At 34.3% G+C, this 20,987-nt stretch carries 19 protein-coding genes; 18 read left to right on the top strand and 1 reads right to left on the bottom strand.

Going from position 1 to position 20,987, the window contains the following annotated elements; translation table 11 throughout:
- The first annotated feature begins 108 nt into the window (after positions 1-108).
- From G525_RS0111155 to G525_RS0111145, 3 genes are all read left to right on the top strand, one after another.
- Entirely contained in the window at positions 109-1,296 is a 1,188-nt protein-coding gene (locus G525_RS0111155; RefSeq protein WP_027126254.1) for a phosphoglycerate kinase, read from the top strand.
- A 164-nt stretch (positions 1,297-1,460) separates the two neighbouring features.
- Positions 1,461-3,050, top strand: a complete 1,590-nt coding sequence (locus tag G525_RS0111150) for a lytic transglycosylase domain-containing protein (protein ID WP_035479498.1) — start codon at positions 1,461-1,463, stop codon at positions 3,048-3,050.
- Between the two features lie 27 nt (positions 3,051-3,077).
- Positions 3,078-4,049, top strand: coding sequence for a DUF4837 family protein (locus G525_RS0111145; RefSeq protein ID WP_027126252.1), 972 nt, complete (start codon positions 3,078-3,080; stop codon positions 4,047-4,049).
- 60 nt (positions 4,050-4,109) lie between these two features.
- Here the strand turns inward: G525_RS0111145 and tatA are convergent, their stop codons facing one another.
- Positions 4,110-4,304, bottom strand: a complete 195-nt coding sequence (gene tatA, locus G525_RS0111140) for a twin-arginine translocase TatA/TatE family subunit (protein ID WP_027126251.1) — start codon at positions 4,302-4,304, stop codon at positions 4,110-4,112.
- A 112-nt stretch (positions 4,305-4,416) separates the two neighbouring features.
- On the opposite strand from tatA, the gene G525_RS0111135 reads away from it, so the two are divergent.
- From G525_RS0111135 to G525_RS0111065, 15 genes are all read left to right on the top strand, one after another.
- A complete protein-coding gene (locus G525_RS0111135) occupies positions 4,417-5,283 on the top strand; it encodes a M23 family metallopeptidase (RefSeq protein WP_027126250.1) in 867 nt (288 codons plus the stop codon).
- Entirely contained in the window at positions 5,283-6,785 is a 1,503-nt protein-coding gene (locus G525_RS0111130) for a GH3 auxin-responsive promoter family protein (protein ID WP_027126249.1), read from the top strand. The genes G525_RS0111135 and G525_RS0111130 overlap by 1 nt, the downstream gene beginning before the upstream one ends.
- 28 nt (positions 6,786-6,813) lie before the next feature.
- A complete protein-coding gene (locus G525_RS0111125; RefSeq protein ID WP_027126248.1) occupies positions 6,814-8,499 on the top strand; it encodes a DUF6909 family protein in 1,686 nt (561 codons plus the stop codon).
- Positions 8,500-8,508: 9 nt separating this feature from the next.
- Complete coding sequence (locus G525_RS0111120) at positions 8,509-9,570, top strand: GumC domain-containing protein (protein WP_027126247.1); 1,062 nt, start codon at positions 8,509-8,511, stop codon at positions 9,568-9,570.
- Positions 9,560-10,618 carry a dTDP-glucose 4,6-dehydratase gene (rfbB, locus tag G525_RS0111115; protein WP_027126246.1) on the top strand — a complete coding sequence of 353 codons (1,059 nt, stop codon included), beginning with the start codon at positions 9,560-9,562 and terminating at the stop codon, positions 10,616-10,618. The genes G525_RS0111120 and rfbB overlap by 11 nt, the downstream gene beginning before the upstream one ends.
- Positions 10,619-10,627: 9 nt before the next feature.
- Positions 10,628-11,494: a glucose-1-phosphate thymidylyltransferase RfbA gene (gene rfbA, locus G525_RS0111110; protein WP_027126245.1), complete on the top strand. Its 867-nt coding sequence runs from the start codon at positions 10,628-10,630 to the stop codon at positions 11,492-11,494.
- Positions 11,494-12,039 (top strand): dTDP-4-dehydrorhamnose 3,5-epimerase, encoded by a 546-nt coding sequence (gene rfbC, locus G525_RS0111105; protein ID WP_027126244.1) that lies wholly within the window; start codon positions 11,494-11,496, stop codon positions 12,037-12,039. Before rfbA ends, rfbC begins: the two co-directional genes overlap by 1 nt.
- A complete protein-coding gene (rfbD, locus tag G525_RS0111100; RefSeq protein WP_027126243.1) occupies positions 12,036-12,893 on the top strand; it encodes a dTDP-4-dehydrorhamnose reductase in 858 nt (285 codons plus the stop codon). The genes rfbC and rfbD overlap by 4 nt, the downstream gene beginning before the upstream one ends.
- A 356-nt stretch (positions 12,894-13,249) precedes the next feature.
- Positions 13,250-13,801: a hypothetical protein gene (locus tag G525_RS0111095; protein ID WP_027126242.1), complete on the top strand. Its 552-nt coding sequence runs from the start codon at positions 13,250-13,252 to the stop codon at positions 13,799-13,801.
- 4 nt (positions 13,802-13,805) lie between these two features.
- Entirely contained in the window at positions 13,806-15,344 is a 1,539-nt protein-coding gene (locus G525_RS0111090; RefSeq protein WP_027126241.1) for an aldolase catalytic domain-containing protein, read from the top strand.
- Between the two features lie 56 nt (positions 15,345-15,400).
- Positions 15,401-16,141: a 3-deoxy-manno-octulosonate cytidylyltransferase gene (locus G525_RS20765; protein WP_035479496.1), complete on the top strand. Its 741-nt coding sequence runs from the start codon at positions 15,401-15,403 to the stop codon at positions 16,139-16,141.
- A 6-nt stretch (positions 16,142-16,147) separates the two neighbouring features.
- Positions 16,148-16,762: an HAD family hydrolase gene (locus G525_RS0111080; protein WP_027126240.1), complete on the top strand. Its 615-nt coding sequence runs from the start codon at positions 16,148-16,150 to the stop codon at positions 16,760-16,762.
- A complete protein-coding gene (locus G525_RS0111075) occupies positions 16,762-18,192 on the top strand; it encodes an oligosaccharide flippase family protein (RefSeq protein WP_027126239.1) in 1,431 nt (476 codons plus the stop codon). Before G525_RS0111080 ends, G525_RS0111075 begins: the two co-directional genes overlap by 1 nt.
- 2 nt (positions 18,193-18,194) lie before the next feature.
- The gene (locus tag G525_RS0111070; protein ID WP_027126238.1) at positions 18,195-19,211 is read left to right on the top strand and encodes a polysialyltransferase family glycosyltransferase; all 1,017 of its coding nucleotides are present in this window, start codon (positions 18,195-18,197) and stop codon (positions 19,209-19,211) included.
- Complete coding sequence (locus G525_RS0111065; RefSeq protein ID WP_027126237.1) at positions 19,204-20,061, top strand: glycosyltransferase family 2 protein; 858 nt, start codon at positions 19,204-19,206, stop codon at positions 20,059-20,061. Before G525_RS0111070 ends, G525_RS0111065 begins: the two co-directional genes overlap by 8 nt.
- Positions 20,062-20,987 lie beyond the last annotated feature (926 nt).

Below are 20,987 nucleotides of genomic sequence, written 5' to 3'. Positions count from 1 at the left end.
GTATTTTTTTTCATTAAAGTTGGCGGATTTCCAATTCGTAAAAGAATGGGTTTATTATCATTTTGGAATTAGTTACATTTGTTGCTATTCAATATAAAATTCACACCGATGAAAACCTTAAATGATTTCAATTTTAAAGATAAAAAAGCCTTGATCAGAGTCGATTTTAATGTGCCTTTGGATGAACAATTTCAAGTGACCGATAACACGCGAATTTCTGCAGCCAAACCTACAATAACCAAAATTTTGGAAGATGGTGGAAGTTGTATCCTAATGTCACATTTAGGCCGACCAACAGGTGCTCAAGATGAGTTTTCATTAAAACATATAAAAAATACAGTTGAAGAAATTATTGGCGTAAAAATTATTTTTGCTGCTGATTGTGTTGGAGAAGAGGCGCAAAGGCTTGCCGATGATTTAGAACCTGGTCAAATTCTCTTGCTTGAAAATTTGAGGTTTTATAAAGAGGAAGAAGCTGGTAATAAAGATTTTGCTGAAAAGCTATCAAAACTTGGTGATATTTACGTAAATGATGCCTTTGGTACAGCACACAGGGCCCATGCGTCTACTGCGGTTATCGCTGATTTTTTTCCGGATAATAAATGCTTTGGCTACTTACTGGAACAGGAAATTAAAAGTATTAAAAAAGTAATGGAAGATGGCGAAAAACCGGTTTTAGCAGTTCTTGGCGGTGCTAAAGTATCTTCTAAAATCACCATTATTGAGAATATATTGGATAAGGTTGACCATTTGATTATAGGTGGTGGAATGACTTTTACCTTCGTAAAAGCGCAGGGTGGAAATATTGGGGACTCTATTTGTGAAGATGATAAACTGGAGTTGGCTTTAGAAATACTTAAAAAAGCACGTGCTAAAAATGTTAAAGTACACCTACCAGTGGATGTTGTAGCGGCAGATGGTTTCAGTAACGATGCCAACACGCAAATTGTAAAAGTGGCGCATATTCCAGATGGATGGCAAGGTTTGGATGCCGGACCGCAATCCATTCAAAATTTTCATGATGTCGTGCAACAGTGCAAAACCATTTTATGGAATGGCCCGTTGGGTGTATTTGAAATGGAAAATTTTGCAAAAGGTACTATTGAGCTTGGTAATGCCATTGCAGAAGCTACTAAAAATGGCGCATTTTCGCTAGTAGGTGGTGGAGATTCAGTGGCCGCTGTGAAACAGTTTGGATTTGAAGATAAAGTAAGCTACGTGAGTACCGGTGGTGGTGCCATGTTAGAAAGCTTAGAAGGTAAAACATTGCCTGGAATTGCCGCTATCTTGGCATAATGACTTTCAGATAATTTAAATAATCAATCCAAAACATAGATAAAACGCAATATTTAATCGGTAAAATGCAAGTAATTGTGTTAAAGAGTTGTTTTATACTAGCATTTTAAATATTATTGTACGATTTTAATCAACACTTCGTTGATTAATAAAACACCTTACTGATGAACCAAAAAATAGTATCTCTAACTTTTGGTGCCTTATGTGTATGCGGTCTTAGTTTTTCTCAAATTAAAACCACCAAAAAAGACACTTTAAAAGCACCTGACAAAACCGTTTCGGTTCAAATGGATTCCATTAGTGATGGAAAATTATTGATTGAAAAGGAAATAGAACCCATATCCGATTCTTTGTCTTTGAGAACCATTGAAGATTTGCAGCTCGCGTCAGAGATTGATCAAAAATGGCTGGATGAATTATACAGTAATGAACTTTTTGATAGCATCTATGCTTCGGTTACAGATTTGAAGTATGATGCCGTTGATTATCCTGAACTTCCTACGGATACTTTAAAGGCACGGCTTCATAAATTAAGTTCCAAAACGCCTTTTAACATTGAGTATAATGAGTCTTTGGAGAGTGTAATCAAATCCTACTTAAAACACAGGCGCAATTCTTTAGAGCGTTTGATGTCTTTGAGCGACTATTACTTCCCAATGTTTGAACGGGAGTTGGACAATTATAATATTCCATTGGAAGTTAAATATTTATCCATTGTTGAATCCGCATTAAAGCCTAGGGCCAAATCACGAGTTGGTGCTACAGGTTTGTGGCAATTTATGTTTGCTACCGGGAAGCAATATGATTTAAACGTAAGCAGTTATGTGGATGAGCGCAGTGATCCTCTTAAATCAACTGAAGCTGCCAGTAAATACTTGGCTAAACTCTATGAAATTTTTGGCGACTGGGATTTGGCTTTGGCCTCCTATAATTGTGGTCCTGGTAATGTGAGCAAAGCCATCCGACGCTCTGGAGGCTATGAGAATTATTGGAACATTAGACCTTATTTACCTAGGGAAACAGCGGGATATTTACCTGCATTTTTAGCTACCATGTATATTTTTGAGTATGCTGAAGAACATGGCTTTAAAAAATACCGGCCTGAATTTAGGTATATCGATACTGATACCATTCACGTTAAACAAACCATCAGTCTTGATCAGGTATCAGAACTTTTAGAGTTGCCAATGGAAGAACTACAATTTTTAAATCCTTCCTATAAGTTGGATATTATTCCTTTTGTGGAAGGTAAAAATTACACGTTGCGATTACCAAGACATGCTATTGGAAAGTTTGTAAACAACGAAGCCAATATTTATGAGTTTGTTACCAATGAATTAAATAAGAAGGAAAAACCATTACCACAGTTATTTGATTCTGAAACCAAATCCTCCTATAGGGTCGTGTCTGGTGATAATTTAGGTAAAATTGCGCGACAACACGGTGTGAGAGTCTCGCAATTGAAGTCCTGGAATGGTTTGCGGAGCAATAACCTCAGAATAGGACAGAGGCTTACCGTATATAGAACCCAACCCGCTACTTCAGCACCTAAGTCGGCGTCTACTTCTTCTTCAAAAGCAACTAGCAACAGCACTGTTTCAAACACAACAAAAACATACAAAGTGAGGTCTGGAGATTCACTTTGGAGCATTTCCAATAAATTTCCTGGAGTTTCTATTCAAAATATTAAAGATTGGAACGATATTAGTGGTAGTAATTTAAAAGTAGGCACAACACTTAAGATATCACGCTAAAGTGTTATAAATATTAAAAACCAAACCATGAAAACCATTTATGCCATTGCCCTTTCTTTAATTTTGTTCACATCTTGCAACAATGGCAAGGATCAACGAATTATCCCTGAATCTAACGGTAACCTTAATACATTGTTGGTTGTTGTTGATAATCTATTATGGGACGACAGCGTAGGTGAAACCATTAGAGATGTGGTTGCCGCTCCGGTTCCGGCATTAAACCAAGAAGAACCTTTGTTTTCATTGAACCAAATGCCACCAATGGTATTTAATGGATTTGCCACTAAAAGCAGAATCATCCTTAAAATTGAAAAAGGCGGAGAACCTGGCACCACTATTAAAAATGATGTGTATGCAAGACCTCAGACCGTGGTAGTTATTTCTGGAAAAACAGATCAAGAAATCAAGGACCAACTAGAAGATAATAGCGATAAAATAATAGCTGCCTTTAAAAAAGAGGAACTAAAGGAAAACCAACGCCGTATCAACATATCCTTAAAGGATGATACGGCTCTTGAGGAAACATTAGGGGTAAAATTGAATTTTCAAACCGCTTATAGAATTGCAAAACAAGATAAAGATTTCTTTTGGATAAGAAAAGATATCCCAACGGGCACCATGGACATCATGATTTATGAAGTACCGCTCAACGCCATTAAAAAGGGAGATAGCACTATCGTTGACATTGTAAGAATGAGAGATTCTATTGGTGAAGTCCATATTCCTGGACCAGTGGAGGGTTCTTATATGATTACTGAAGAAGCATATACGCCTTATCTCTACAATACTACCATAGATGGTAAACCAGCATTTGAAACCAAAGGTATTTGGGATGTAAAAAATGCATTTATGTCGGGGCCATTTATAAACTATGCCATTGAAGATAAAGCAAATAACAGATATGTGGTTATTGAAGGCTATGTTTTTGCGCCTTCGGTGGAAAAACGAAACAATATTTTTGAGCTTGAAGCCATTATAAAATCAATAAAGATCAAATAAATAAACAAAAAGAGCCGACAACTAAGTCGGCTCTTTTGTTTTTATAGACTAAAAATAAAGTTATTTATTTTTATCTGTTGAGGGTTCTTTTTCGTCATTATCCTCCTTGCTGGCATCTTTAAACTCCTTAATGCCACTTCCTAAACCTCTCATAAGTTCTGGAATTTTCTTACCTCCAAAAAGCAATAATACCAAAACCACAACAACAACAATCTGCCATGGTCCAATCGCTAAAAAAATACTTGATGCTATCATAACATATAATTTTAATGCAAATTTAATAATTAAACTTCAATTTAAACGTTAAAAACAAACTTTAGATAAAAGACCTTATAGTTTGGCTTAATTTTATTTAATTTTGTTGGGCATGACAAGTAGAAAAAAAGAGAAGAAATTCACCAAAAAATTGCTTCATAAGTACCGTTTGGTTGTGCTTAATGAGGATACATTTGAAGAACGGTTTGCAATTAAACTTACACGTTTAAATGTATTTGTAATTATATCCCTCTCCACCATTTTGCTTGTCGCAGGAACAATTTTTTTGATTGCATTTACGCCTTTAAGAGAATTTATTCCAGGTTATTCCTCTGCCAAGTTAAAAAAGCAAGCTACGCAACTTAGTTTTAAGACGGATTCATTGCAGCAGGTCATTGAGTTTAACGATAAATATTTTGCCTCGATCAGACGAGTTTTAACGGGAGATGTGAAAACGGTAGAGTTCAATAAAGATTCTATTTTAAGTGCTGCCAATGAAGAAACGGCTCATTTAACTTTAAAACCAACAAAACAAGATTCCATCTTGCGAGAAAAAGTAGATAAGGAAGATAAATACAATCTTTTCGAATCTGCGATATCGACATCTAATTTTGTGTTGTTCCCACCTGTGAATGGTACCATTTCAGAAGGTTATAATGTGAAAGACAAACATTATGCGGTGGACATTATTGTTGCAAAAAACACCCCGGTCAAAGCCACCGCAGATGGTACTGTTATTTTTGCGGAATGGACTGTTGAAACCGGTTATGTTGTTATCATGGAGCACAGTTATGAACTGATTTCTGTTTACAAACACAATGCATCCCTTACCAAAGAACAGGGTGATGTAGTTAAAGCAGGAGAAGTTATTGCCATGACTGGAAACACTGGAGAATATACTACAGGACCCCATTTGCACTTTGAATTATGGAGTAAAGGCTACCCTATTAACCCAACTAATTTTATAGACTTTAAATAATGTTTTCAATAAAATCGGCACTTGCCAAACCCTTTGCGCTGTTTATAAAAAGGTCGGTTTTAAAATGGGCCCACAATCCTATTGAAACCCAAAATGCGGTGTTTGAAAGCCTTATTGAAGCGGCCAAGGATACACAGTTTGGTAAAGACCATGATTTTAGTCATATTAAATCACATGCCGATTTTGTTTCCCGGGTTCCCGTTCGTGATTATGAAGACCTCAAACCTTATGTAGTACGTGTTGTGGCAGGAGAGCCAGATATTTTATGGAAGGGGAAACCGCTTTATTTTGCAAAAACTTCAGGAACTACTTCTGGTGCCAAATACATTCCAATCACCAAAGAGAGCATGCCCACACATATTGAAGCTGCTAGAAATGCTATCCTTATGTATGTTGCAGAAACCGGGAATACTGATTTTATAAAGGGCAAAATGATTTTTCTGCAGGGGAGTCCAGTGTTAAACGAAAGTAACGGTATTCAGCTTGGACGTTTATCAGGAATCGTTGCGCATTATGTGCCAAAATATTTACAAAGTAACCGATTGCCTTCATGGGAAACCAATTGCCTAGAAGATTGGGAAACTAAAGTAGAAGCTATTGTGGATGAAACCTTACCAGAAAATATGACTGTTATTTCTGGAATTCCATCTTGGGTGCAAATGTATTTTGAGAAAATCAATCAAAAAACAGGAAAAAAAGTTGGTGAGGTTTTTAAAAACTTCAACCTATTTATTTTTGGAGGCGTGAACTATGAACCTTATCGCGCAAAATTTGAGAGCCTAATAGGACGAAAGGTAGATAGCATTGAACTCTATCCCGCCAGTGAAGGATTTTTTGCCTACCAAGATCGTCAGGATCAAAAAGGCATGCTGCTGCAGTTAAATTCGGGTATCTTTTATGAATTTATCAAATCAGATGAGTTTTTTCATGAGCGTCCAAAGCGTATGACCATCCATGATGTTGAATTGGGCACCAATTATGTCATGATCATTTCATCCACTGCTGGTCTTTGGGCGTATAATATTGGGGATACCATAGAATTTACTTCTTTGGCGCCCTTTCGCCTTATAGTCTCAGGCCGGATTAAGCACTTCATTTCTGCTTTTGGAGAACACGTGATAGGTAAAGAGGTAGAACAAGCACTTCATGAAGCTATTGAAGGGACAACGATTCAAGTTTCAGAATTTACAGTAGCCCCGCAAATCAATCCAGCCAGCGGGCTACCTTATCATGAATGGTTTATCGAATTTGAAAACGAGCCTAAGAGTATGTCTCAATTGGCAGAAAGGATTGAGATGTCATTGCAGAAGCAAAACAGTTATTATTTGGATTTGATACAAGGTAAAGTATTACAGTCATTGAAGATTTCAAAAGTCAAAAAGAATGGGTTTCAGGATTATATGAAATCCATTGGGAAATTGGGCGGTCAGAATAAACTCCCAAGACTTTCAAATGATCGAAACATAGCAGACGCTCTCACACAACAAGATTTGACTAATTAATGCTATATTTGCAGGCTAAATAAGAATTATGAATAAAAAGCATCATGCCAGAACGCGAGCTCAAGAAAGCTCAAATGCCATTGAAAGAATGTATATTACCATGCGTCATTTGTTTAATCGCGGATTTTACAAACCAATGGGCATTTCTGGTGAAACCCTTCGCGAGTCGCTATTACTTTTAAGACCTGAGATTTATGGTTCTATTGGAGAAGAAAAAGCGGAATTAGAAGGCTTACTTTATGTTGTTGACAGATTACCTTATGGCATAGAAGAATGTACTTTTATAAATCTTACTAGTGATGAAGGGTATATCAACTCTCATTTTAAGGCGATTGTTCCACCAAAAAGAAGACGCAATTGCTTTCGGATTGATAAGGAGCAGATGAATATTGAAATCACGCGGGGTCGCTCAGAAATCTATGATATATTAACGCATTTGACCTTTATGTTTGTGGAGTCCCACAAAATTAGCAAACGTGTTCTTATTGATGAGGAGGGAACCACAACTAGAGACTGGTTGAAACTTGAAAAAGCAGTGCTTTCCAATGAAGAATTGTCTCAACCGGAAAGAGAGATTGCAATAGCGCATACTGCAAATATTTTAGGGAGGACATTTAATGAACTCACTGAAATGTACAGTGCATTCTCCTTACCAAACCAACCGGAACGCTTGCTTCATTTAGTGTATTGGTTAGGTAAACTTGCCATTGAAGAAGTAGTAAACAATAAACGGCGAACGGTGACTTTCAGTCCAGTTTTAAGAGAACGTTTAGGACATCATATCCATGGCGAAGTATGGTCGGACACCATCAAGGAAGCCTTAACAAAAAATGGATTGATTGATCGTCCTATCCATGTCATTAGCGCGAACATGCACAGTGTTATGAACTCTCTATTTGCTCCTCAGGCTTTAAAGTCTATGGCAACGAAAAGGAGTATTTTTGAAGTTTATGAATCCTTAAGTCAAAAGGAGAATCAAGAACTACGAAATAAAGTGACCAAAGAGGCCTTGCAAAGAGGGATGATTTATATTCCAGACACTTCAGGAACCAACATCGACGTCCAAATTTTTGATACGGCAAAGATTGATTTTTCTAAAACAGATATAGAGATCTCTAAAGAGTTTGCAGATTCAGATAAACCGGTGATATTTGTTATGGATTACGCCTTTGGAGAACAAGCTTATGAAACCATTGATGAGTTGCTAAAGCCAATTAAATTGAAGGATAGCCAAATCCATTTGAATATTGATTCTATATCCATTATGGGTAAAGCTGGAATTTTGGAAGGAGGTAAAGGAGATATTATGATTCCATCTGCACATATCTTTGAAGGTACTGCAGACAACTATCCATTGGAAAATCAACTTTCCAAATCAGATTTTGAAGGACAGGGTATTGATGTCTATGAAGGAACGATGATCACTGTTTTAGGAACTTCTCTTCAAAACAAAGAGATCTTAAAATTCTTTTTTAATTCCACTTGGAATGTCATTGGCTTAGAAATGGAAGGAGCGCATTACCAAAAAGCAATTCAGGCGGCTTCAAGAGTTAGGGGCAGTATTAACCCAGATGTGAAGGTAAGATATGCTTATTATGCCAGTGATAATCCATTAGAAACAGGGAGTACATTGGCATCAGGAGGTTTGGGAACATCTGGGGTGAAACCAACTTATCTCATTACTAGAAAAATATTGCAACAGATATTTAATTAATACGCAGTTATGAATGAAGATTTAAAGAATAATCAGCCACCAAATGACGAAGTTGATTTGGGGCAATTATTTAATGCCATTGGAAAGCTATTTGAAAAGTTTTTTAGATTTATTGGTTCCATATTTAAGGCGATATTCAGTTTTATTGTAGTTATACTTAAGGTTGTAATTTCCCACTTTAAGTTGATAATGGCGGTTATGGTTGCTGCCTTTTTATTAGGCCTGACCTTACAAAAAATGAAACCTGCGGTTTACACCTCCCAAATGTTGGTGAAGCCTTATTTTGATTCAAAATACCAACTGATTAATAATGTTAATTATTACAATTCATTAATCTCTATTGGTAATACAGAAGAATTGTCCTTGATATTTGATATTCCTGAAGCTTCAGCAAGTGAATTAAAAAGCTTTGAAGTTATCCCAGGTCCAGAAAGTGATAATGAACGGGTAAAGGCCTACGGTGAGTTTTTGGAAACTATTGACAGCGCCAGTGCAAAAACTTTTACATACAGAGAATTTATCCAAAACAGAGATATCTATTCAATGGAGCTTTTTGAAGTCAACGTTGAGTCTACAAAGAAAGATATTTTTAAAAGTCTCGAAAGTGGATTAAATAAGACCTTTAAAAACACCTATTCTACGCGACTAAAAGAAAAAAGAGATACCTTATTTGAAATTCAAAGATCAAATATCTTAGCGGCCCTAAACTCTATTGATACGCTTAGCAAAGTGTATATCTCAGTTCTTAAAGAAGAAGCTCGAAGAGGGTCCACAAAAATCAGTTTTGGCGAAAACCTTTCCATGGAGCCCGAAAGTAATTCCAAAACAAAAGAGTTTCAACTGCTAAATAGGGAAATTGGACTAAGAAATGAATTGGTGGAATTAGAAGAAAAGATAGTTCAGGAAGACAGTTATTTTGATGTCGTATCGGGTTTTCAGGAAGTAGGAAATAAAAGCTCAAAATTTGGACGAAAATATACCCTACTTTTCCCATTACTGGCTTTTCTAGCTTTGATTGCTATTTTTAGTATTACACGAATCGTTAAATTTGTTAGCGGTTATGAAAGCTAAGACATCCATATTAATAACAGGAGGCGCAGGCTTTATTGGTTCTCATTTAGTGAGGTTATTTGTCAAAAAATATCCTCAGTACCAAATCTATAACTTGGATAATCTTACCTATGCTGGAAATTTGGAGAACCTAAAGGACATTGAGGACTTGCCAAATTATAAATTCATAAAAGGTGATATTGTTGATCAAGAATTTATAAACGAAATATTTGACACCTATAAATTTGACCGTGTCATCCATTTGGCGGCGGAGTCTCATGTAGACCGCTCCATAGAAGATCCGTTGGCGTTTGTAATGACCAATGTTATTGGTACCATGAATTTGTTAAATGCCTTCAAATCGCTGTGGAAAAACGATTTTAAAAACAAACTTTTTTACCATATTAGTACGGACGAAGTTTATGGCAGTTTAGGTACAGAAGGCCTATTTACTGAAGAAACGTCGTATGATCCTAATTCTCCCTACTCTGCTTCTAAAGCAAGTTCTGATCATTTTGTAAGGGCTTATGGAGAAACTTACGGAATGCCCTATATAATTTCCAATTGCTCAAATAATTATGGCCCTCATCAATTTCCAGAGAAATTGATTCCTTTATTTATCAATAATATCTTAAATGGGAAGGCACTTCCTGTTTATGGAGATGGTAATTATACACGAGATTGGCTTTTTGTAATTGACCATGCCGAAGCCATTGACTTGATTTTCCATAAAGGTATAATTAAAGAAACTTATAATATTGGAGGCTTTAATGAATGGAAAAATATTGACTTGGTTAAATTATTATGTCAGCAAATGGATTCTAAATTAGCGCGTCCAAAAGGAACTTCTGAAGCTCTTATTACCTATGTAAAAGATAGACCTGGGCACGATTTGCGCTATGCCATTGATGCCAATAAGCTTAAAAGCGAATTGGGCTGGGAGCCATCCGTTACCTTTGAAGAAGGGTTAGAAAAAACAATATCTTGGTATTTGGAGAATGAGAAGTGGTTAAACCATGTCACCTCGGGGGCCTATCAAGATTACTACAAATTACAATACCAACAATAAACCAACGCCATGAAAGGAATAGTTTTAGCAGGGGGGTCAGGTACACGATTGCATCCATTGACTTTATCTGTCAGTAAGCAATTGATGCCTATTTATGATAAACCAATGATATACTATCCACTATCAACCTTAATGTATTCTGGTATTCAAGAAATTTTGATCATTTCTACCCCAAAAGATCTGCCGCTTTTTAAGGAACTCTTAGGTGATGGTCAAAAGTATGGGTGTCAATTTGAATACGCCGTTCAAGAGGCTCCAAATGGCCTGGCAGAAGCCTTCATTATAGGAGCAGACTTTGTGGGAGATGATAAGGTCGCGCTCATTTTGGGCGATAATATTTTCTATGGTACCGGTCTTTCTGGTTTGTTGCAAGCCAATAATGATCCTGAGGGCGGTATTATCTATGCGTATCGTGTCAACGACCCAGAACGTTATGGTGTTGTTGAATTTGATGAAAGTGGTACAGCCATTTCGATTGAAGAAAAACCTGAAATTCCAAAATCGAATTTTGCGGTGCCTGGTATTTATTTTTATGATAACTCCGTCATAGACATTGCAAAAAACATTAAACCAAGTCCAAGAGGAGAACTGGAGATTACAGATATTAATCAAGAATATCTGAAACGAAATAAATTAAGCGTCAGTATTTTAGATAGGGGGACAGCTTGGTTAGATACCGGTACTTTTCAGTCTTTGATGCAAGCCTCACAGTTTGTGGAAGTCATTGAAGAGCGTCAGGGTTTAAAAATTGGCTCAATTGAAGCTGCAGCGTACGAAATGAAATATATAGATGAGTCACAATTTAAAGCTTTAGCTGAGCCTCTTTTAAAAAGTGGTTATGGCAAAAATTTATTGGGACTACTTAATACTAAATAATGATTGTAAAAGAGACGAAGCTTAAAGGTTGTTATATAATTGAACCTAAGGTTTTTACTGATAATAGAGGTTATTTTTTAGAAACTTATAATCACAACACTTTCCAACAATTAACTGGTGAAAACACTAGGTTTGTTCAGGATAATGAATCTCTTTCTTCACGAGGTGTTTTAAGAGGATTACATTATCAATTGGGACAACATGCCCAAGCCAAGCTGGTACGTGTCATTCAAGGTAAAGTATTGGATGTGGCTGTTGATTTACGAAAAGGATCACCAACTTTTGGAGAGCATGTGGCAATAGAACTATCGGGCGAGAATAAAACCCAGTTCTTTGTCCCAAAAGGGTTTGCCCATGGTTTCATTGTCCTTGAAGATGATACCTTGTTTTCCTATAAATGCGATAATTTTTATAACAAGGCGTCAGAAGCTGGCATCATTTATAACGATGCCACTCTAAATATTGACTGGCAATTACCTGATGATGATATAATAGTCTCTAATAAGGATACTATTCTTCCAGAATTCAAAAACGCCGAATTATGACCACCATTTTAGTTACTGGAGCAGGTGGGCAACTCGCTCATTGTATCAAAAAATATGTGCCTAAAAACAAGAATTTTGAATTTTTGTTTCATGATTCAGAGAGTTTGGATATTACCTCCAAATCCCATGTGGATCAAATTTTTTTAGAACAAGAAATCAACTGGGTTATTAATTGTGCCGCATATACCAATGTTGATAAGGCAGAAACCGATATTGAAGTGGCAGAAAAAGTGAATATCACTGGCGTGCAGAATTTGGCCCAAGCATGTAAAAAAAGCAATTCCAAACTGATTCATATTTCTACTGATTTTGTGTTTAACGGAGCCCATAATAAAGCGTATACGGAAGAGGATCAACCTGACCCAATAAATATTTACGGAAAAACAAAATTACATGGCGAGCGAGAAATAGTGTCTATTTTGGATGCCTATTTTATTTTGAGGACCTCATGGCTCTATTCTGAATTTGGGCGCAATTTTTTGAATACTATGTTAAGACTGGCCAAGGAAAAGGATGAATTGCAGATTGTGGACAATCAAATTGGCACGCCAACCTACGCAGGAGATCTGGCGCAATTTATAATCGGGCTGATTTTGACTGAGAGTAATTCATATGGCCTTTATAATTACAGTAATGAAGGCGTGGCGAGTTGGTATGATTTTGCAAAATCAATCTTTGAAATAGGGGAAGTGAAAATTGACGTACATCCGATTCCTTCGGATAGCTTTCCAACCGCTGCACGCCGACCTGTTTTTAGTGTTTTGGATAATGCAAAGATTAAACGCGTATTTAATATGAGACCGCCTTATTGGAGGGATAGTTTGATGACATGTTTTGAATCTAAGAACATTTAAAATAGAAACACAAATAGGAGTTTATTCATAAAAACACTTTAAAACCTATTCGAGAAGGATAATTTGGCGTTGATTAAATTATTAAAAATTGCTGAATCATATTGGCTAATTGTGTTTCTTTAAAAACCAAAGCTACCTTGTTGAGGTTATTTAAAGTCCTATCTTTGCAAAAGAAATAGAATTCTATTTGTGCACTATAGGGCTATTATATTTTGTCATTTATTACTCTATTTAGATGATATACTGGATTATAAAACAGCTTAATTATTAAATTAAAGAACCTCTTAAAAAGACTTTAAGTATGATTTACTTTTATTAGGCACATGTAATTATTAAAAATATTAAAACAGAAATTAATGAAAAGAATTATTATACTTATTTGTTTTGCTTCTTTGATTTCATGCAAATCAGATAAAAAAGAACAAGCTATAGAACCTTCAGATGCCAATACTATTATAAAAAATAATGACATTGAAGGGAATATGTATTTTGAGGTAATAATGGACGTGGTTGTTTTGAAGGATGATATATTTCATGTCTTTTACAAAGACTTTAATGATGAAGGTTATTCGGAAGAAAAGGTCATCGAGGTTAATGTAAAAGGAAAAAAAGATAACCAACAATTAGTTTTTGCTCTTCCAGAAGACATAATTCCAAATGGTTTGCGCTTGGATTTTGGAACAAATTATGGTCAGGATCCGATAAAACTGAACACTCTTAAAATTCGATTTGATAAGAATGAATTTGTTTTTGACGATGGCAAATTTGAACAATTATTTAAACCGAATAAATTTGTTGTTTACGGGGAGAGTGATCAAGAAATTATTACAGAACCAATTGATGGAGCTTATGATCCTAATTTTGTTTCGATAAACTTGGAAGACATAACGTTCTCTTTAATGGATTAATTAGATGGCGAAAATATTAGATTGTACACTTAGAGATGGTGGTTATTATACCAATTGGGATTTTGATAAAGAACTTGTTGAAGATTACTGCAAAGCAATGGAAGAACTTCCTATTGATTATGTTGAAATTGGATATAGAAGTATTAGGCTGGAAGGATACTTAGGAGAATATTTTTATTGTCCTGAGTACGTTATGAAAGAGATGAAAGCGTTGATGCCTTCCAAAAAACTAACCATTATTCTTGATGAAAAAAACATAAGAGCAGTTCACGTTAAATCACTTTTAGAGCCATGTTTACCATACATTACTATGGTAAGAATAGCAATAGACCCTAAAAATATGGAACGAGCGATTGTCTTGGCAAAAGCAGTAAAGGCCATGGGGTTTGAAGTTGCTTTCAATGTAATGTATATGTCCAAATGGCAAGAAGATTCTAGCTTTTTGGATTTACTGGAGGGCTTGGAAAACACAATTGACTACTTTTATATGGTGGACTCATTTGGTGGCGTTTTGCCGCAGGATGTGGTTGAAATCGTGAACTTAGTAAAATCAAAAACAACCGTTCCTTTAGGATTTCATGGTCATAATAATTTAGAAATGGCCTTAATCAATACCATTACGGCCATAGAAGAAGGTTGTCAAATTGTTGACGGCACCATCACTGGAATGGGTAGGGGGGCAGGTAATTTGAGAACGGAGTTGCTATTGACCTATTTTGATAGCAAAAACATTCTAAAAACTAGGTATGCAAGTATGAGCGGTGTTGTGTCATCCTTTGAAGCACTAAAGTCCCACCATTCTTGGGGAACCAATCTACCATATATGTTTTCAGGAGCCTTTTCATTGCCTCAAAAACAAGTAATGGAATGGGTAGGAATGAATAGGTATTCATTAGGATGCATTTTAAATGCTTTGAACAACCAAAAGGAATCTTTAGATGATAACATTAAGCTTCCAGTTTTAAACGAAACTTCCACATTTAAAACCGCTATCATTTTAGGTGGTGGTAAATCTGTCAAAAATCATTATCGAGGTATTAAAAAATTGGCAGAAAGTGACGAAGGCTTTTGTATTGTGCACGCAGGTGCAAGAAATGTGTCTGACTTCATTGACGTTAATGTTAGTCAATTCTATGCGCTTGTAGGGTTTGAAAGTGAAAAATTATTGAGAAATATTGGTAGTTTAACCAAGATCGATCACCGATGTGTTTATCCACCATTTCCTAGAAATATGGGCACTATTATTCCTGCTGAAATTAAAGACATCTCTTATGAGTTGGCATCCATTGACTTTACAAATGCATCTAAAGACTCGTTATTGGCAATTGGGATACAAACCGCTTTAAATTTGGGCGTTCAAAATATTCTTTTAGCCGGATTTGATGGTTATGATACGTCAATTGACCAAACTCAATTTGTTTTGGCTCAAGAAAATCAGAATATTATTAATGATATTTTAAGGTTTAAATATTTAAACATAAAGACCATTACACCAACTAAATATAAAAAAGTGGCAACCACCTCAATTTACAGTTTTATTTAATACCCATGGTCATTTGCGTTCTCATCAATTTAATGCTAATTAGGATATAGTTGAAAATGGAAGATTTTGTTATAGTAATTCCTGCCCGATATAAATCATCTCGCCTACCCGGAAAACCTTTAATTGATTTAAATGGTAAAAGTTTGCTATTGAGAACCTATGAGCAATGCTGTAAGGCTGTAGATAAAAATTTAATTTATGTGGCTACTGATGATGACCGAATTTTCAAATACTGTTTAGAACATAATATCAATGTAGAAATGACTTCTGTTAATTGTTTGACAGGCACAGACAGGGTGGCTGAATTTGCGCAAAAAATCAAAGCAAAATCCTACATTAATGTTCAAGGGGATGAGCCATTAATAAACCCTGAAGATATACAACAGGTCATAAGCGCTGTTATCCAATTTCCAAACGATATTATTAATGGTTATGCAGCTATAGAAACTGCTGAGCAGTATAACAGCTTAACAATCCCGAAAGTAGTTTTTAGGCCTGATAAGCGTTTGTTATATATGTCACGTTCACCCATTCCTGGTAATAAATCTAGAAGCTTTCAAAAATCTTGGAGGCAAATCTGTGTCTATGGATTTCCGAAAAACACGTTGATCAAATTTGCGGAGCAGACAGAAAAATCACCATTGGAAAAAGAAGAAGATATAGAGATTTTAAGGTTTTTAGAATTAGGGTATGAAGTAAGAATGCTTGAGTTATCATCAGATTCCGTTGCGGTTGACACACAAGATGATGCAATCAAAGTCAGGGAAATTCTCGAAAAATTAGATAATAACAAATAAAAAACAATGAAGAATATTTTATGGGACTTTGACGGTGTCATTTTAGACTCCATGGAAGTTAGGGATTTTGGTTTTAAAGAAATATTCAAAGAGTTTGGTAAGGATTCAGTCAACCAACTGATAAAATACCATCGCGCAAATGGTGGTTTATCGCGGTATGTCAAAATACGGTACTTTTTTGAAAATATTTTGAATAAGGAAATTACTGAAGAAAAGGTTCATGATTTTGCAGCAAAATTTTCTGATATAATGCGGGTTGAATTAACCCATCCAAAAAACCTAATTCAAGATGCCGTAAATTTCATTGAAAATAATTATAAAACTTATAATTTTCATATTGTATCTGGATCAGATCAAGAGGAACTTCGATTTTTGTGTCAAGAATTAAAATTGTCAAGTTATTTTTTGTCTATCCATGGTTCTCCAACTCCCAAAAGCATATTGGTACAAGAGCTTTTAAATAAGCATGGTTATTCTAAAAGCCTAACCTGTTTAATCGGTGATTCAATTAATGATTTTGATGCAGCAACCTCAAATGGCATCACGTTTTATGGCTATAACAATAGTGACCTTAAAAATAAAGACCATTATATAAATACATTCACAAACATCAACTTGTGATGCGACTAAATAATAAGGTACTTTTTTCTTTATCGAATTTGATAAGAACTTTTGAAGTTTTATTAATTTCGATTTTTTTGTCGCGTTTCTTATTAGATAAGAATGCATTGGGCCAGCTGTTGCAAATTATCTTTATTTCTTCAGTTTTGGTGACCTTAATTTCTGGTATGCCACTATCTTTAAATTTCTTTTACGGAAAATACAGTGAGTCAGAAAAGAAACACTTGTTGTTCGGAAAGTTTTTCTTAATGTTAAGTGCAATTGCACTTATTCTTTGTTCACTAGTTTTTATCCTTAAAGGCTTTATAGCTACAAGTTTCCAAAATGAAGCTTTCGAAAGCTTTATATTTGTAATCGTATCTTTTTTTTTTATAAAATTGATCAATACAATCTTTCCAAACTATCATTATCTCACAGATAAGTTAAATAAGTACCTTTTTTTGTATATTATTACGACTGTTACTTTAGTTGGATGTTTTACGTACAATTATATCTTCGGGAATTTTAGTATTGAAAACATTCTCATTCAACTATTATGTGTTGAGATTTTCAGGTTAACAATTAACTTTGTAATCATAGAAAAAAAGGAACTGAAGATTAATTTTGCGGCCTTCAATAAAAATGAATTTATCTACATCTTGACTATAACTACAGGAGTAATTCTTGGGGCTTTTAATTTATATATTGACAAATATTTAGTGGCCACATTGTTAAATCCCACGGAGTTTGTTTATTATCAGAACGGGGCCATCAACCTTCCTTTTGTCAATATAATTACGAGCTCACTTTTTATTGCCTTAATTCCAGTTTTTGCTGAATTGAATGTGAAAGACAAAATAAAAGAATTGGCTCTAGAAACCAAAAAAGCCATTATTAAGTGCGCTTTTTTTTTAATGCCAATTTTAATTTACTGTTTTTTTGAAGCAATTCCCTTAATTAAATTTTTATATGGTGATGGTTTTGAAGCTTCGGGAGAGGTGTTTAAAATATATGTATTAAGATATTCTTTAAGCGTCATGGCATTTTCTGTATTTATGGGAAGCATAGGTTTAGAAAAACGCTCTAATTTTATTATTTTGCTTAGTGCAATCATTGGTTTGATTTTAAATATTGTATTGATACCTATATATGGAATTATTGGGGCATCCTGGGCAATTGTTATTGCCAGTTTGAGTACTATAGCAATCTCATTTTATTTTATAAATAAAAAGTTGAAACTTAAAATTAGTGACTATTTTCCTGTAAAAACATATTTTAAAATCATTTTTGTTTCCATTGTACTTTACCTACCTTTTTATTTTATCAACGCATTCTTCGGAATAAAATGGGTTGTAGTGGGTTCTGCAATTGTTTATTATATGGTTGTTCTTTTAATATTGAATTATAAAATGAAGTTTTTCAATTTGAAAAAACTTCTAAAAAAGGTCTAAATATGCACGTTTTTTATATTCACAGCCATATCACTTATGTCATGGCAAAGCTTTTTATTGCTGAGCATAAACTGCTATCTGAAGAGGTGAAGTTTATTACCTCAAGAAGATATGCTTTAAGAGAAGAGTCCATAACACTTGACATTACAGGTTTTTATAATTATTTGGAACAAGTTTCTAAGCTTAACAAATTGTTTAATTTAAATAGAAAAATTAAAACATTGGACGCTCAAATAAATTTGTTGGTAGATAATGATGCTTTCACTGTATATGTACCTCAGTTTAATCACTCAATTTTTCAAATTTTGAGCAGCCATAAATTGTGTGAATACACAGTTTTGATAGAAGAAGGTATAACTGCATATAAATTTGATGAATCCCTTTATCTACCCACAAAAACAGGGCTTTCTCAATTTCTATCGAGTAGGATAAGTAAGCGCTTTGTTTTAAAGAATAACCACTATCGACCATTTCCCTTGGCAAAATTTAAATATGCAATTACTGTAAATGAAAATGGTTTTCCTTTTATTGAAAATAAAAAGATAGTCGCTATAAATAGAGAAGCAATAGCTGAGTATGCGCCGGTAGTTGAAGATGGTGATTTGGTATTTGTTTTGGATTCATTTATGGAAAGAACCAAGATTAGCGAAAAAGAGTATTATGTTATTATCAAAACCACATTGGACCTTTTAAAGTCAAAAAACAAAAAACTTCTAGTAAAGTTTCATCCAGAGCAAAACGACGAAATTAGAAAGAAAACTTTAAGTTATATTGAACACCTCTCAAAGTTTGAAAGTGTAGTATGCTTGAATGATAGTGTTATTTTAGAACTCGAATTTTTAAAGTCAAAAAAACTTATGGTTATCGGGATGCACACCTCTCTGCTGTATTACGCCGAAAGCTTTGGACACAAGGTGCTATCAAGCATAAAAACCACCTCTAAAAACCCTAAAATCAATCATTATATTGATCATATCATGGATAAGGATCAAAAGAAAAGATATATGAGCTATGAGTAATAAGAAGGTTTGTGATGTATCCATTGTGTGCGCCAATTATAACAATGGTAAATATTTGGAGGAGTTTTTGAACAGTGTCATGGAGTCCAGTATGCTTGTTAAGGAAGTTATCTTAGTGAATGATGGCTCGACAGACGATTCATTGGCCATTCTGTCAAAATATAATTTAGAGTACCTTAAAGTAATTGATTTAAAGAAAAATATAGGTTTTGCAAACGCTCTCAATGTTGGTGTTGAAGAAGCAACCGCAAAATATATTTTAAGAATTGATCCAGACGATATATTGGAGCGAACAAGAATAGAAAAACAATATAATTTTTTAAATGAAAACCGTGATATTGATCTTACGGGTTCTAATGTGATTTACTTTAATGAAAATATAGAAAATAAGGTTGGGTCTTCAAATTTTCCTGAAAAAGGTGAACTTATCTATAAAAGGTATCAAAAAGGAGAACATGGCCTTTTGCATGGAACTATAATGGTGAGAACCACTCTTTTTAAAAAATACAAATATTCCCAAAAACAAGTGCCAGCCGAAGATTATGACATCTTCGCGAGAATGATAAAGGGTGGGGCAAATGCGCAAAGTATTAAAGAAACCCTTACTTTTGTTAGGATTCATGAAAATAGTGTTTCTAATGCTTTACCATATTCTACGGTAAAAAAAACTTACGATCTAAGAGATGAAATTTTTAAAACTAAAACGAGTAATTTTAAAATACTTATAAACTATCTTAATTTAAAATATTATAGAAATTATTATTTTGAAAAGAATTGGTTAAAAAAAATATGGTTCTTAGGTCTTTCAAGTATGTTTAGACCTGACAAAGCAATTAAAAAAATATGCTAATGTCATTAGATAAAAGATCGATAATTTTTTTTGTATATGTTTTCGTTTTTGTCTTGGATAGTGTGGTGAATTATTTTTACAATATTCCTCTGTTTGTAATATCACTTATTTTTTTATTCTGCTCATTTTTAATTCCTGGTTTTTTTTCGATCAAAAAATATCAATCTTTTTTAATTGTTGTCCTTTTTTTTACTGTTTCGTTAATACTTAATTTTCTAAGATATGGATTCTATAAAGAGTCGTTATCTGATTATTTGTTTATAATTTCCTTTTTTGGTGCTTTTTACTTTTATGGTTATGGCAAAAGTGCTGAAAGTATAACGTCAAATAAAAAACTGATTAATTTTTTTTTAATTATCTCACTCCTCTTGTTTTTATCAACTTATCTTGGTTTTGATCAAAATTTATGGGGTAATACTATGGGGTACGAGACCACAGACATAGAGTTTAGTAGATCTTATAGGCAGGGCTTTTTTAGAAAAGCACATATAGCATCTTATTTTTTTATGTTTCTATTGTTATACTTTTTGAATAAATATAAAACGTATGGAGCATCAAGCCTTAGGTATATTATTACGGTGCTTCCTTTAGCTACCATAATACTCTTAACAGGATCCAGAACACCTATTGTTGTAATGATATTAGGATTAGCGATGTACTATTTTAAGGTAAAGTTTTTAAAATTTCTTATTCCTTTGGCTACTTTAGGGACCTTGGTTATTATATATATAGATAAGGTTTTAATAGTGTTTAGCAACACTATTATTTACCAATATCTTACAGTTGTTAAAACAATTTTATCAAACTTTAGTAGGCTCTCAAGAGTGATAATTTGGTCTTCTTGGTGGAAGGAAATCAAAACATTTAATTTAATTGATGTTCTTTTTGGGCGTGGCTTTAATTCTTCTATTGAAGCAAATCTTAAG

Origin of the sequence: Gelidibacter mesophilus DSM 14095, from assembly GCF_000423005.1 — a bacterium.
GTDB lineage: Bacteria > Bacteroidota > Bacteroidia > Flavobacteriales > Flavobacteriaceae > Gelidibacter > Gelidibacter mesophilus.
This window is presented reverse-complemented; position numbering and strand designations above follow the sequence as displayed.

Bases quoted from the DNA above. Each gene is read 5' to 3' on its own strand.
- G525_RS0111155 (WP_027126254.1), top strand. From the start codon at position 109: ATGAAAACCTTAAATGATTTCAATTTTAAAGATAAAAAAGCCTTGATC.
- G525_RS0111150 (WP_035479498.1), top strand. From the start codon at position 1,461: ATGAACCAAAAAATAGTATCTCTAACTTTTGGTGCCTTATGTGTATGC.
- G525_RS0111145 (WP_027126252.1), top strand. From the start codon at position 3,078: ATGAAAACCATTTATGCCATTGCCCTTTCTTTAATTTTGTTCACATCT.
- tatA (WP_027126251.1), bottom strand. From the start codon at position 4,304: ATGATAGCATCAAGTATTTTTTTAGCGATTGGACCATGGCAGATTGTT.
- G525_RS0111135 (WP_027126250.1), top strand. From the start codon at position 4,417: ATGACAAGTAGAAAAAAAGAGAAGAAATTCACCAAAAAATTGCTTCAT.
- G525_RS0111130 (WP_027126249.1), top strand. From the start codon at position 5,283: ATGTTTTCAATAAAATCGGCACTTGCCAAACCCTTTGCGCTGTTTATA.
- G525_RS0111125 (WP_027126248.1), top strand. From the start codon at position 6,814: ATGAATAAAAAGCATCATGCCAGAACGCGAGCTCAAGAAAGCTCAAAT.
- G525_RS0111120 (WP_027126247.1), top strand. From the start codon at position 8,509: ATGAATGAAGATTTAAAGAATAATCAGCCACCAAATGACGAAGTTGAT.
- rfbB (WP_027126246.1), top strand. From the start codon at position 9,560: ATGAAAGCTAAGACATCCATATTAATAACAGGAGGCGCAGGCTTTATT.
- rfbA (WP_027126245.1), top strand. From the start codon at position 10,628: ATGAAAGGAATAGTTTTAGCAGGGGGGTCAGGTACACGATTGCATCCA.
- rfbC (WP_027126244.1), top strand. From the start codon at position 11,494: ATGATTGTAAAAGAGACGAAGCTTAAAGGTTGTTATATAATTGAACCT.
- rfbD (WP_027126243.1), top strand. From the start codon at position 12,036: ATGACCACCATTTTAGTTACTGGAGCAGGTGGGCAACTCGCTCATTGT.
- G525_RS0111095 (WP_027126242.1), top strand. From the start codon at position 13,250: ATGAAAAGAATTATTATACTTATTTGTTTTGCTTCTTTGATTTCATGC.
- G525_RS0111090 (WP_027126241.1), top strand. From the start codon at position 13,806: ATGGCGAAAATATTAGATTGTACACTTAGAGATGGTGGTTATTATACC.
- G525_RS20765 (WP_035479496.1), top strand. From the start codon at position 15,401: ATGGAAGATTTTGTTATAGTAATTCCTGCCCGATATAAATCATCTCGC.
- G525_RS0111080 (WP_027126240.1), top strand. From the start codon at position 16,148: ATGAAGAATATTTTATGGGACTTTGACGGTGTCATTTTAGACTCCATG.
- G525_RS0111075 (WP_027126239.1), top strand. From the start codon at position 16,762: ATGCGACTAAATAATAAGGTACTTTTTTCTTTATCGAATTTGATAAGA.
- G525_RS0111070 (WP_027126238.1), top strand. From the start codon at position 18,195: ATGCACGTTTTTTATATTCACAGCCATATCACTTATGTCATGGCAAAG.
- G525_RS0111065 (WP_027126237.1), top strand. From the start codon at position 19,204: ATGAGTAATAAGAAGGTTTGTGATGTATCCATTGTGTGCGCCAATTAT.